Annotated in this window: 13 protein-coding genes; 6 read left to right on the top strand and 7 right to left on the bottom strand. The window is 58.7% G+C overall.

Annotated features, from left to right (window positions below):
• The 7 genes from GA0061103_RS17145 to GA0061103_RS17115 form a co-directional block, all read right to left on the bottom strand.
• Positions 1-276, bottom strand: coding sequence for a metal-sensing transcriptional repressor (locus GA0061103_RS17145; RefSeq protein WP_092713160.1), 276 nt, complete (start codon positions 274-276; stop codon positions 1-3).
• Positions 277-634: 358 nt separating this feature from the next.
• Entirely contained in the window at positions 635-2,125 is a 1,491-nt protein-coding gene (locus GA0061103_RS17140; RefSeq protein ID WP_092713158.1) for an ABC transporter substrate-binding protein, read from the bottom strand.
• A gap of 43 nt (positions 2,126-2,168) precedes the next feature.
• Positions 2,169-3,197 (bottom strand): ABC transporter ATP-binding protein, encoded by a 1,029-nt coding sequence (locus GA0061103_RS17135; RefSeq protein ID WP_092713156.1) that lies wholly within the window; start codon positions 3,195-3,197, stop codon positions 2,169-2,171.
• Entirely contained in the window at positions 3,194-4,246 is a 1,053-nt protein-coding gene (locus GA0061103_RS17130) for an ABC transporter ATP-binding protein (RefSeq protein ID WP_092714322.1), read from the bottom strand. The genes GA0061103_RS17135 and GA0061103_RS17130 overlap by 4 nt, the downstream gene beginning before the upstream one ends.
• 32 nt (positions 4,247-4,278) lie before the next feature.
• A complete protein-coding gene (locus GA0061103_RS17125) occupies positions 4,279-4,980 on the bottom strand; it encodes a GntR family transcriptional regulator (protein ID WP_092713154.1) in 702 nt (233 codons plus the stop codon).
• A 20-nt stretch (positions 4,981-5,000) separates the two neighbouring features.
• Positions 5,001-5,882, bottom strand: coding sequence for an ABC transporter permease (locus tag GA0061103_RS17120; protein ID WP_092713152.1), 882 nt, complete (start codon positions 5,880-5,882; stop codon positions 5,001-5,003).
• Positions 5,872-6,816 carry an ABC transporter permease gene (locus GA0061103_RS17115; RefSeq protein WP_092713150.1) on the bottom strand — a complete coding sequence of 315 codons (945 nt, stop codon included), beginning with the start codon at positions 6,814-6,816 and terminating at the stop codon, positions 5,872-5,874. Before GA0061103_RS17115 ends, GA0061103_RS17120 begins: the two co-directional genes overlap by 11 nt.
• Before the next feature lie 316 nt (positions 6,817-7,132).
• Here GA0061103_RS17115 and GA0061103_RS17110 point away from each other — a divergent pair, with 316 nt between their 5' ends.
• The 6 genes from GA0061103_RS17110 to GA0061103_RS17085 all read left to right on the top strand — a co-directional run bounded on the left by GA0061103_RS17110 (position 7,133) and on the right by GA0061103_RS17085 (position 12,011).
• Positions 7,133-7,723, top strand: a complete 591-nt coding sequence (locus GA0061103_RS17110) for a GNAT family N-acetyltransferase (RefSeq protein ID WP_092713148.1) — start codon at positions 7,133-7,135, stop codon at positions 7,721-7,723.
• Between the two features lie 54 nt (positions 7,724-7,777).
• The gene (locus GA0061103_RS17105; protein ID WP_092713146.1) at positions 7,778-8,977 is read left to right on the top strand and encodes a nickel/cobalt efflux transporter; all 1,200 of its coding nucleotides are present in this window, start codon (positions 7,778-7,780) and stop codon (positions 8,975-8,977) included.
• 189 nt (positions 8,978-9,166) lie between these two features.
• Positions 9,167-9,430: a metal-sensing transcriptional repressor gene (locus tag GA0061103_RS17100; RefSeq protein WP_280949800.1), complete on the top strand. Its 264-nt coding sequence runs from the start codon at positions 9,167-9,169 to the stop codon at positions 9,428-9,430.
• Positions 9,431-9,532: 102 nt separating this feature from the next.
• On the top strand, positions 9,533-10,231 hold the full coding sequence (locus tag GA0061103_RS17095; RefSeq protein WP_092713144.1) for a DedA family protein: 699 nt from the start codon (positions 9,533-9,535) through the stop codon (positions 10,229-10,231).
• A gap of 103 nt (positions 10,232-10,334) precedes the next feature.
• The gene (locus tag GA0061103_RS17090; protein WP_092713142.1) at positions 10,335-10,982 is read left to right on the top strand and encodes a hypothetical protein; all 648 of its coding nucleotides are present in this window, start codon (positions 10,335-10,337) and stop codon (positions 10,980-10,982) included.
• Between the two features lie 486 nt (positions 10,983-11,468).
• Positions 11,469-12,011 (top strand): Chromate resistance protein ChrB, encoded by a 543-nt coding sequence (locus GA0061103_RS17085; RefSeq protein WP_092713140.1) that lies wholly within the window; start codon positions 11,469-11,471, stop codon positions 12,009-12,011.
• Positions 12,012-12,018 lie beyond the last annotated feature (7 nt).

Here is a 12,018-nt window from a genome sequence, read left to right as displayed (position 1 = left end):
TCAGAGATACTTCGTGATCGTCTTGAACTCGTCTATGGACTGGCGCTTGTCGCGCGGGAGAGCGCCAAGTGTTTCCTCGAGGCAATGATCGAGATGATCCTGAATGAGTGTCCGCTTCGCGTTGACGATCGCCTTCTCGACGGCTGATAGCTGCTGGGCGATGTCGAGACATGGCTTGCCATCCTCGATCATGGCGATGACGCTCTTCAGGTGTCCGTGGGCGCGCTTGAGCCGCTTGACGATCTCGGGATGGGTGTCATGTGTGTGTTCTGTCATGATGACCTGTATCCCCCCAGAGAGGATAACTGTCAATACCAGCCCGATTTCACGAAAAATCCGGGGATTACGAACACCGGAGGACGCGCGTGCGTCCGACAGCTGCCGCGCAACTCTTCCCGTGCGGGCCTCACAAGAGGCTGACAAGGATGAACCTGCAGAACAATGGATGGAATCGATCGTTTCAGCACTGCGGGCTAAAGACGCGGAAGAAAAAGCGCCGTTAGCGAAGGGGAACTCCAAGTGTCGCTAACGGCAAAGTTTTCCGAGATCGTCGCCGGAACCTCATCCGGTAATCGGACGGGACCGGCTGCACCGTTTCGGGTCGGGGACCTCGCGAGGCGGATCTTCCCCGAAATCACTTCAGAGACAGATCGGGCGTCAAATAATAGCTATTGAGCGGATGCGGCCGAAATCCCTGGACACGTTTGCCGATCGCGTCGAACGTGTTCACATGGACGATATCGACGACGGCCGCGTCGTCTTGCAGCTTCTGGGCGATCTTGCGGTAGAGCGCGTACCGTTCCTCATCATTGTCATTGGCGCGGGCATCCTTGATCCAGGCATCCACCTCCGGCGAGCAATAGTGCGCGAGATTATAGCTGCCCTCGCAGGAGAAATCGGAGGACAAAAACCCGGCAGGATCCAGAACGTCGGTCAGATAGTTGCGCGACAGAAATGCGAGATCGAAATTGCCCTTCAGCAAATCCGGTTCCACGGCATTATACTGAGCCTGCTTGATCGTGCTCTCTATGCCAATCTCGGCAAGCATCTGCTGGACGGCTGCGGCGATATCCTTGAATTCGGCCCGCTCCACATAGGCAATCATCTCTACCTTCAGGCTTCCTGACGTGATGCCAGCCTCCTTGAGCAGAGACTTGGCAAGGTCAGGATTATAGGTCGGCTTCTGATCCTTCGGCGCCCAGGCATCGGTGGGGCGGAAGACGTCGTTTGCGGCCGGCATCAGGCCTTCGAACAGCGCGTCGGAAATTGCCTGATTGTCGATCGCCGCCTGTATCGCCCTTCGCACGCGTATGTCGTCGAACGGCTTTTTCCTGTTGTTTATCACGAGCATGGTCGTGCGTGGCGTGGAAGCCTCGGACACGGTCGCAACGCCCGAGTCGTTGATCTGCTTGACGCTGGAAGGCGGTACCAGACGTGCAATATCCGCTTCTCCCGAGCGAGCCTGGACTGCACGCGTATTGGCGTCGAGGACGAACCTCACCTCACCTTCGCCAACTGTGGGCTTCTTGCCCCAATATGTCGGATTCGCCTTCACCTTGAGCCCCTGAGCCTGATCCACGGAGACGATCGCGTATGGTCCGGTGCAGTGGCTGACGGGATCGATCGTACCGTCTTGTCTGTAGGCGGCTTTCGAAAGGATGCTTGTTGACGGCGCGGCAAGATGGGCCGGCAGCATCGCAAGCGGCTGAACCGTCGTTATTCGCACCTTGTCCTTGCCGAGCGCTTCCACCGATTTGAATATCTTCGGCGAGAAGGCACGCGCGGCTACCTCGCCGTGGAGGATCTTGTCGAGCGCGAATGCGACCGCATCTGCGTCCAGCGGGGTTCCATCCTGAAATGCCACGTCCTGCCGCAGAGTGACCTCCCAGACGTTCGGCTCGACGTGCTTGAAGGAAGTGGCGAGCCAGGGTTCGAGCTTGCCGTCGTAGTTGACGCGAGCAAGCCCCTCGTAGCAGCCAGCCACGGTTCCGACGTAGACATCATCCGACGTCATCGCCCAATTGTTTTTTATGCTCCAGAAGTCGCCGACGACTAAGGATTCAGCGTGGGCTGTCGTTGCCAACAGAAGCAGCGGCAGCATGGAGATTCTCTTGAAAAGCTTCATGCTCATATTCCCCTTTAATGATTTTTTGGACTTTCTGGCATGTTCAGGCGATTGCGGCCGTAGGCCCGCGGTGCTTCTCGCGGATTTCCTCGATCCGCTCGAAATGATGGCAGCTCACGAAGTGCCGAACGCCGTCGTCCTCGGTGATGCTGCGGAGCTGAGGCTGCGCCTGTACGCAACGGTTATCGGCATGCGCACAGCGCGTCCGCAGACGGCACCCCTCGGGCGGGGCGAGAGGACTGGGCGGCTCTCCTCGCAGAGTATCGATCGTCTCCTCAAGGCCATGCACCTCGAGCAAGGACGAGGCGATCAGAGCCTGGGTGTACGGATGCCGGGGGCAAGCGAACAGATCGGCAGCAGGAGCGATCTCCACGATCTGACCGAGATACATGACGGCAATTCTGTCGCAGAAGCGGGACACCAGCCTGAGGTCGTGCGTGATCATCAGGATCGTAAGGCGCCGTCGCACCCTCAGTTCCGCCAGGAGATTGAGGATCTGCGTGCGCATGGAGGAATCAAGAGCTGAGGTTGGCTCATCGCAGATAAGAAACTCTGGCTGCAGAAGAAGAGCGCGCCCGATCCCGACGCGCTGAAGCTGCCCTCCGGAACACTGGTTGGGATAGCGGTCGTAGAAAGCCTCCGTAAGGCCGACCTCGCGCAGCATTTCGATCACCTTGCCCTTGCAGTCGGCGGGCATGTACATCGCATGCTGCGAAAGCGGTGCCTTCATGCTTTCGCCGATGGTCATCGAAGGATCAAGGGCCGAATAGGGATCCTGGAACACGAGTTGCATGGTGCGTCGCATCTTGCGCAGCGCCTCGCCACGCAAGGTCAGGACATCACGACCGTCGACTTTGACACGCCCCGACGTGAGCGGCGTCAGGCGCGTGAGCAGCTTTGCGATGGTGCTCTTGCCGCAGCCGGATTCACCCACGAGACCCAAGACTTCGCCATGCCGAATGGAAAAGCTGGCCCCGTCGACCGAACGTACCAGCCTCCCCCCGGACAGCGCATAATGCTTGGTGAGGCCTTCCACGACCACGAAATCAGTGCTTGAGACGCGTGGCTTCATGCAGGAACCCCTTCGCTGACGGAGACTTCGCGATCAACGACAGTCCAGCATCGCGCCTTGCGCCCACAATCGGTGTCTCGAAGGCTTGGTTCCTCCATGACACAGCGTTCCAGACAGCCATGAGCCTGTGCTACGGGACAACGCGGATGAAAGCGGCAGCCGACAGCCAGGTCCCTTGCATGCACAGCACCATGCGGCAACGAGAATAGCCGCCCCTCCGCGTCGGCCTGAAGAAGCGAGCAGCGGATCAGGGCCTGGGTATAGGGATGCGCAGGATTCTTCAGAACCTGCGACGTCGGTCCTTCCTCGACGACACGCCCCGCATACATCACGACAATGCGGTCGGCGATCGCCGAAACAACGGCAAGATCATGGGTGATCAACAGCACGGCAAGGCGGCGGCGGCGACGTTCGGCGTCGAGGAGCCGCAGGATCTGTGCCTGGACGGTCACGTCGAGCGCCGTGGTCGGTTCGTCGGCAATCAACAACTCGGGACCGGCGCCGAGCGCTGCTGCCATCATGACCCTTTGAGCCATACCGCCTGAAAGTTCGAAGGAGTAGCAATCCACCCGCGCCGCTGGGTCCGGGATACCCACTTCCCCCAGAAGGCCGACCACCTGCCGGCGATTTTCGCGACCATGGGTGCCGTTATGATAGAGGAGCGGCTCACCCACTTGAACACCGACTTTCGATGTCGGATCGAGCATGACTTGCGGCTGCTGGAACAGCATGGAAAGACGGCCGCCTCTGAGGCGGTTGAACGCGGCGGAGGAAAGCTTCTGCAGGTCCTGACCATCGAATTCAATTGCAGATGCCGACATCTTCGCCACTGAAGGCAGCAAGCGCATGATCGATAGCGCTGTCACACTCTTGCCGGAGCCCGATTCGCCTACCAGCGCAACGACCTCGCCCCTACGCACGTCGAAGCTCACTCGGTCCAGCACCGGCTGATCCAGTCCGGCGAAGTGTACTGTCAGATCGCGGACGGACAGGATTGGGTCTATGATATCTGCAGATCGGTCGGTGCTTTCGCAGGCCTTGCATGTCATGCGATCATTCTCCCATATGAGGAACAAAGGATTCACGCTGCCGAGGGGACATCCTTCCTTGCCTGGATCGCCTTGCGCATCGTCTCGACAGGATTGCCAAAGTGCCGGCGCAACTCGGCAATCCCGGCGTCCAATGTGCCGGACAAGACCAGGTCCGCGAGAAGCTGATGTTCCTGCACAAGGGCGTCGTTTCCCTTGTAACCGCCCATCAGCTTGTGCAGGCATAGCTTTGTCTCGGCCTGTACGGTGGCATAGACGCGCGACAGCCGCGGGCTTTCGGCGGCGTCGACCAGGGTTCGATGGAACTGCATGTCGAGTTCGGCAATCAGCGACCAATGGCGGCTGAGGCGGGCACGCTCCATACGGGCGGCGATGGCGCTGAGCTCCCTGTGCACGGCGATGCGCTTCTCCGCCCTGCCCATTATCTTTTCCATCGCGGTAAGCTCCAAGGGCTGACGTACGAGGTAGATGTCGATGACATCGCTTTCCGTCAGTTCCGGCACGAAGACCCCGCGATGCGGCAGACTGTTGACGATCCCCTCCTGCGCAAGCCGCGCGAGGGCTTCGCGGACAGGGCCACGGCTGACGCCGAAACGCTCGGCGAGTTCGGCCTCGTTCAACTGCGAGCCTAAGGGGAAAGTACCGTTTAGAACGCCATTGCGAATTTCATGGGCGACCTGCGTCGCCAGATTGGAGCGCGGAAGCTTGGCGTTGCCTTCCTTCAATTTCGTCATGCTAATCTCCCTGGACCCTTTCAATGTCTGTGCCACCTTTCGAGACCCTGACCGAGCCAGGTGACCGAAAGTGCGGTGAGAAAGATCGCAAGCCCTGGAGCAATGATCAGAAGCGGCACGCGATCGAAATAGTTCTGCGACGAGGCCATCATTAAGGCCCAGTCGGCATGAGGTGGCTGAACGCCGAGACCGAGGTAGGACAACCCGCCGACGGTTATCAGCTTGTGGCCGAAGCGCAGAAATGTGATCGCCGCGACGGGTCTCATGATATTGGGCAGCACATGGCGAAACAGGATGAAGCTCGGCCGGCAGCCGAGCACTTCCGCCGCAGCGACATATTCGCGGGTATTGATGGTGAGCGTGAGGCTGCGAGCGAGACGCGCGAACGGCGCCCATCCGACAACGGTCAGCGATACGATGAGCGTGACATAGCCGGAACCGAAGATCGCAACCATGAACATCGCGACTATGACATCGGGAAACGACAGGATCAGATCGACGATCCGCATCATGAGCTCGTCAAGCCATCCTCCCGCACGGGCGCTCATCATGCCCACGGCCAGGCCGATTACCACACAAAGGAGGAGCGTCAGGGCCGAGATCGCAACCGCGAACTGGCCGCCGGTGAGGATGCGGCTCAACAGATCCCGTCCAAGCTCGTCCGTTCCAAGCCAATAGGTCGCGCTCGGCGGCTTCAGGCGCTTCAGCAGGCTCTGCGCCGCGGGATCATGCGGCGCAATCCAGGGACCAAGGACGAGCAGCACCGCGATGATGGCGGACATGGCCGTGCCGGCTATGAGCGTCCAGTGCCAATGTGCCAGGAGCCGGAGAAATTTCAGCTTCGATATCGCCTGGTCTTCCGTCCACGCCGTCGACATGCTGGGATTTTGGCTAGTGGACATGGCCGGCCCTCACGGCAGGGTTGATGAACATATGCAGGAGGTCAGCGACCGTGGTGATCACCACGGACAAGATGACGATGCAGACGAAACCGCCCTGCAGCATCGGAATGTCCTTGTTGATCACCGCCTCGTAGAGCAGACGCCCCATACCTGGGATCGAGAAGATCACCTCGACGACCACCGAACCACCGAGAAGACCAGCCAGCCACATTGCAAAAAGTGTCAGCACGGGCATGACCCCATTGCGCACACCGTGATGCAAGACGGTCTGCCGCATGTTCAATCCGCGCGACAGGGCAGCCGTGATGTAGGGTGCGCTCAGCACGTCGATCATGGCGGCGCGGGTAACCCGTGTGAAATAGGCCATGGGACGCAATGACAGCACGAGAGCGGGCATGATTACCGAGGACGGACCCCGCCACCCCGCAGACGGAAGAACGCCAAGATGGAGGGAGAAGAGAAGGATGGCCATCGGAGCCATCCAGTATTCCGGGACCGCGACGAAGGTCTGCGTCACGAAAGTCGCAGCGGTATCGAACCGCCCGCCGGGACGTATCGCGCTCAATGTGCCGAGCGGAAAAGCCAACAGAAGGGCGAAGGCCAGGGAAACAGCCGCCAGGGTTGCCGAAACGCCCAGCGCACGTGCAACTTCGCCTTCCACGGGCATCTTGTTGGCGAACGAAATTCCCAGATCCCCTCGCAGCGCATCGGCGAGCCAAATCCCGTATTGCTCGTGTAGCGGCCGATCGAGCCCCAATTTCATTCTCAGCGCGTCTACAGCGTCCTGGTCGACCGCAAGGTCGCCGACGCGCGACTGAAGGATGGTCCGCACAGGGTCTCCGCCGCTCACATAGGGAACAAGGAAGGCGAGAATGGAAACCACGAATGTCGTGGCGGTTAGGAAGGCAAGACGCTGCAGCAGGATTTTCATCATGTTCGCTCGCCTCGCCCGCTACAATGGAATGCAGCCTGAAGGATATCCGCTTCGCAGCGGGCTCCTGCCCGCATCAGTCGGCTTCCTGGAGGTGTCTGACCGATAAGAAGAGGCTTCATCGCTTCGGATTCCATCTTAGATTTAGAAGCTATCCCCCCGGAGGGCATATCGTCATGATGGATTCACAATTGTAGGATTGTCAACAATAGAAATATTGGCAAAGATGTAAAAAACACCTTGATCCTATCCTCCTAGAGGGGATATAGAGTCGATCATCGACAGGACATACAGACTATATCCCATATAGGTCGTTGCCATGCTTGACTTGACAAGTCCGAATTTTCCAAATCAGCTTCTTCTGACGCAACTGAGTGACGAGGCGGGCAAGACCGCAGCTCGCGCACGCGAATTCTGCCTCGACGTCATCAAGGAATTCTATGGTTTCGACTATAGGCCGGATTGGCATGGCGACCTCGACTCGCTCCTGCTTCCGCCCGGCGGAAATCATTTCAGTAGCGCCAACCGTGGTGCCTTCTGGATCGTCGAAGACGAAACTAGCGAGATTATCGCCACGACGGGGATCCGGCACCTTGGATGGAAGCCGAACTGCGCGGCACTCTTCGCCGATCTTTATGGCGACGGCACGAATGTAGCCTCTCTATGGCGTCTCTACGTGCGGAAGGACAAGCGCGCTCACGGCCTGGGCAAGAAGCTTGCCGCGCTTTGTGAGTCCGACGCGCTCGCCAAGGGCTATGAGCGCATGTACCTCCATGCAAGTTCCGATGCAGTCGCAACCGTCGGCTTTTGGAAATCCAGGCAATATGCCGCGCTCGCCGATGACGGCGAGACCATTCATTTCGACAAGCTGATCAACGGCAAGGCAGTGCAGGCCACCGCCCTCCGATGATCATGTGAAACCAATCACGAAATCATTCCTTCGAAGCACATCTTGGAGAAACTTATGGAATCCTTCAGTTCTTTGGTCGCCCAGGGAAGCGGCGCGGCATGGCTCTATATCCCCAGCGCTATCCTCCTCGGTGCCCTTCACGGGTTGGAACCGGGTCACTCCAAGACGATGATGGCCGCATTCATCGTCGCCGTACGGGGAACGGTCGTCCAGTCGGTCCTGCTCGGGCTGGCGGCGACATTCTCCCACACACTGGTCGTTTGGGCGATCGCGCTCGGCGGAATGTATCTTTTTTCCGGTCTCGATGCCGAAACGGCAGAACCGTATTTCCAGATTGCCTCGGCCGTCATCATCATCGGTGTTGCCACCTGGATGTTCCGGCAGACATGGAAGGAGCAGCGCGCGGCCAAGCAATATGAACGCGACGTCGCCGAGTGGGAACAGACCCGTGACAAGACAATTCCGGCGCAGCGCATCGATACCGGCCACGGGTTCATGTCGATGGAAATCTCGAAGGAACGGCCGGCCTTCTGGCGCCTGCAGGTCGTCAGCGGCGACAACTGGACGGCCGAGTATGTCACCTTGACCACGGAACGCCCCGATGGCACGAAGCAGAAATTCTCCTTCGTCGACCGCAATGGCTACATGGAGTCCGTCGAAACCATCGCCGAACCCATTGATTTCATGGCTCGCCTCAGCCTCGATCACGGCGACCACGAACACGACTACGACGTCTCTTTCCTGACGGATTCGGCAGAGGCCAAAACATCCGACGGCGGCGTCAATCTCGCCACCGAGGGCTACCAGGATGCCCATGCCCTGTCCCATGCGAACGACATCCGCAAGCGGTTCGCCAACCGTCAGGTCACGACCGGACAGATCATCCTGTTCGGACTGACCGGCGGCCTGATACCCTGCCCCGCGGCAATTACAGTCCTCCTCCTCTGCCTGCAGCTCAAGGAGATTTCGCTGGGTGCCGTTCTCGTCCTGTGTTTCTCGATTGGCCTGGCCATCACGCTCGTCATGGTCGGTGCCGCCGCCGCAATCGGTGTGCGCAAGGCGACCCAGAAGTTTTCGTGGCTATCGAGCGCCGCTGCCCGCGCGCCCTATTTCTCCAGCGCCGTCATCGTGCTTGTCGGACTTTACATGGGCTATCACGGCGTCAACGGCATTATGAACCCTCATCACGAACCGGTAGAGAACGCCGCCAGCCTCCTGCAGTCCGGAGCAGGTGCAGCAACCAACGTTCAATAAGGAGGATGAGTCTTGGCACGATCGGCCGGCGAAACTCGAGATAGTCACGTCAAAGGAATGATGAATATGCCTTCGAAGACTGCAGTTCGTTCCCAAATCGCATTAGGAACAAGTTCAGGCTCATCATCCGAATCCTTGTCGGAACATGCCTTGCCGGCACATTCAGGCAAGGCTGACAATGGTCACAGCATCCATCATCATCATGAAGCAATTGCCAAACGGTTGAGGCGTGCCGAAGGGCACCTTCATACCGTCGTCCAGATGATCGATAGCGGAAGGGAATGCATCGACATCGCCCAGCAGCTCTCCGCAGTCGAAAAGGCGATCGTGCAGGCTAAGAAAGCTCTCATACAAGATCATCTCGATCATTGCCTGGAAGATGTCGTCGGAACTCTGACGCATGAGGAGCGCCGCCCGATAGACGAGTTCAAAGCGATCACCAAGTATCTCTAGCTGCCGATGCAGGTCGTGTCGGCGGAAAGGCCCCAGCCGGATCGACACGTGACACGACAAGGTCATCGACCGGAGCGATCAAAACTCGCTGAAGGATCCCCAATGGAACAGCTCGCCGGGCATATCGCTGACTTTATCGAATACCACCAGACGTATGCGTTCCTGGCTGCAGGTCTGATCGCGTTCGGGGAATCGCTCGTCATAATCGGGTTTGCGATCCCTGCCACCGCGTTGATGGTCATTCTCGGAGGACTTATCGGTGCCGGCGCAGTTCAGCCCATACCCATCGTCACTGCAACGATCATTGGCGCTATTCTTGGAGACGCTGTTTCATACTGGATCGGTCGATGGGCGGGGCGGGGCCTTGCCGATCGGTGGCCGCTCGCCCGGTACAAATCCGGCATGGCCAGAGCCCGTCTTTTCTTTCGCAGACATGGCGCTTCCTCGGTCTTCTTCGGGCGCTTTCTCGGCCCCGTTCGTTCAACGGTTCCCCTGGTGGCCGGCATGATGGCGATGGACCATCGGCGATTCCAGCTTGCGAACATAGCTTCAGCAGTCGTCTGGAGCCTCGTCATGCTGTTGCCGGGCTGGCTGGCGGCAATCGGCGCCGCGGAACTCGACAGTGTCGGATATATGGAGAGAGGTGCCGCTGTGCTCGCCTTCTCCCTTTTTCTGATCTTCGGCGCCGGAGCAGTCACGAGGAAGGTTCCTGGGGCCAATGCAACGCGGGCAAAATCGACCGATCATGCCATCCATCATTGCTGCGGAGGCAAGCACCCTGCCTGCCCCGGCCACATTTGATTACCGACGAGTCCATTCTCCCGCGACGGCGTGAGTGCGATCGGCTCATAACGATGCAATGCAAACCGCCACAGACTGGCAAATCACGGAAGGAGAATGTCAAATGTCCGAACAGCCTTCGATTCATATGGGCCATGGCCAAATGGTCGATATTGTCGGCAAGGGCGCCGACAAATGGGAGATCGCTTTCAGCGAGGCAGGCGTAACCGACTACAAGGCGCCGCCTCTCAATGAGATCGAAGCGGATGCGATCGACCTTTCCGGAAAGATCCACCCGCTAGCGATCTCCGCCGGTCCCGACGGTTCGACCGTCGTCGCCAGCGGACGGGTCGAAGGCGCCTACCGCGTCCGTGTCCGTGTCTGGCATGGCACTCACTTCCATACGCGCGAGGCCTATCTGCCAGGTGCAGCACCAATCGACGCGGTCGTCGGGCCGAATGGAGGTTCGGTGGCGGGCTTCGATGACGATCTCAAGGTGGAGGTCAAGCCGATCGATCCGGCGACCTGGGAGCTCTTTTTCATCAAGGGTGGCGCGGCGATTGAGCCGCCCGAAGCCGAGGCAGTCGTCGTCCAGGCCATCGGCCCCAGGGCCGAGGACTATCAGATCCGCAATCTGAAGACTGCAACGTCAGGCACTGGCAAGGCTCTGATCGTGGAGGGCAAGATCAAGGACGCCGTCTACGCACGCATTTCCGTCACGCGAGCTGGAAAAGAGGCCGTTCGCAGCATTCCCGTACTGCTGGCGAATTGACGCATTTGCTGACGCTGCCCTGCGGCTCGCAAGAGCAGCGTCAGCAACCTCGATCCAATAGTGGCGCAAGCTGCCTGATTGGACATCCGACACTGTCACGAACGCTGGAAATTGACCGTTTCCAAAGCCGATCTGAGGCTTTGCACCTGCAGATCCGACAGTCATTTTGCGCCTATCGCGGCGGATTTCATCAACGATAGCGATGTCGAGATCGCAGCCGAGAGGGTACAAACCTCTGATCTCGAAAACGACGCTGCGCTCTCTTGCATGCCGCGTGTGAGATCGTTGCGAGCTTCGCCGCACGCCGGTCCGAAGATGCGCACCGCCAGTCTCACTCGCGGTCCTTTTGGCAGCAGCCGTTGTAGGCAGAGACGACGGCGTCATCTTCTACGGAATAGTTCTTCCAAAAGTTCAGTTGAAGGTTCCATTTCATGACCGATGTGGTATGTATGAAATGTAACGATCGTAACAGCAAAGAGAAACGTTTTGAGCCAATGGATTTTGCTCACCTACAAGGTGCCTTCGGAGCCTGCAGCTCGAAGGGTCGCTTTGTGGCGGCGCCTCAAGGGCTTGGGCGCCATCTATCTTCAGAACGGGGTTTGCCTCCTCCCCCGCACCGACGAGAACCTACGACGGCTGAAGATGTCGGAACTGGATATCTCCGAGATGGGTGGCGAATCCGTGTTGCTGGACTCAGCACCTCTCGACGATGCTCAACTCAACAAAGTGATCGAACGCTTCAATGCAGATCGTGATGAGCTCTACCAAGAATTCATCGGGCGCTGCGACGATTTCGAAAAGGAAATCGCGAAGGAGATATCGAAGCAGAAGTTCACCTATGCCGAACTCGAAGAAGAAGACACCGATCTGAGGAAGCTCCAGGAGTGGTTCGAGCGCATCAAGAAGCTCGATTTCTACGGCGCGCAATTGGCAAGGTCGGCCGCCGAAAAGCTCAAAGCCTGCGAAGCCCTGCTCGACGATTATGCACGCCAGGTTTTCGAAGCCAACGAAGAGAATAAAGGCGGCTGAACAAGAT

The sequence above is a fragment of the Martinezella multihospitum genome (assembly GCF_900094585.1).
Lineage (GTDB): Bacteria > Pseudomonadota > Alphaproteobacteria > Rhizobiales > Rhizobiaceae > Rhizobium > Rhizobium multihospitium.
This window is presented reverse-complemented; position numbering and strand designations above follow the sequence as displayed.

Excerpts from the sequence above, each read along its gene's own strand:
- GA0061103_RS17145 (WP_092713160.1), bottom strand. The coding sequence starts at position 276 with ATGACAGAACACACACATGACACCCATCCCGAGATCGTCAAGCGGCTC.
- GA0061103_RS17140 (WP_092713158.1), bottom strand. The coding sequence starts at position 2,125 with ATGAAGCTTTTCAAGAGAATCTCCATGCTGCCGCTGCTTCTGTTGGCA.
- GA0061103_RS17135 (WP_092713156.1), bottom strand. The coding sequence starts at position 3,197 with ATGAAGCCACGCGTCTCAAGCACTGATTTCGTGGTCGTGGAAGGCCTC.
- GA0061103_RS17130 (WP_092714322.1), bottom strand. The coding sequence starts at position 4,246 with ATGACATGCAAGGCCTGCGAAAGCACCGACCGATCTGCAGATATCATA.
- GA0061103_RS17125 (WP_092713154.1), bottom strand. The coding sequence starts at position 4,980 with ATGACGAAATTGAAGGAAGGCAACGCCAAGCTTCCGCGCTCCAATCTG.
- GA0061103_RS17120 (WP_092713152.1), bottom strand. The coding sequence starts at position 5,882 with ATGTCCACTAGCCAAAATCCCAGCATGTCGACGGCGTGGACGGAAGAC.
- GA0061103_RS17115 (WP_092713150.1), bottom strand. The coding sequence starts at position 6,816 with ATGATGAAAATCCTGCTGCAGCGTCTTGCCTTCCTAACCGCCACGACA.
- GA0061103_RS17110 (WP_092713148.1), top strand. The coding sequence starts at position 7,133 with ATGCTTGACTTGACAAGTCCGAATTTTCCAAATCAGCTTCTTCTGACG.
- GA0061103_RS17105 (WP_092713146.1), top strand. The coding sequence starts at position 7,778 with ATGGAATCCTTCAGTTCTTTGGTCGCCCAGGGAAGCGGCGCGGCATGG.
- GA0061103_RS17095 (WP_092713144.1), top strand. The coding sequence starts at position 9,533 with ATGGAACAGCTCGCCGGGCATATCGCTGACTTTATCGAATACCACCAG.
- GA0061103_RS17090 (WP_092713142.1), top strand. The coding sequence starts at position 10,335 with ATGTCCGAACAGCCTTCGATTCATATGGGCCATGGCCAAATGGTCGAT.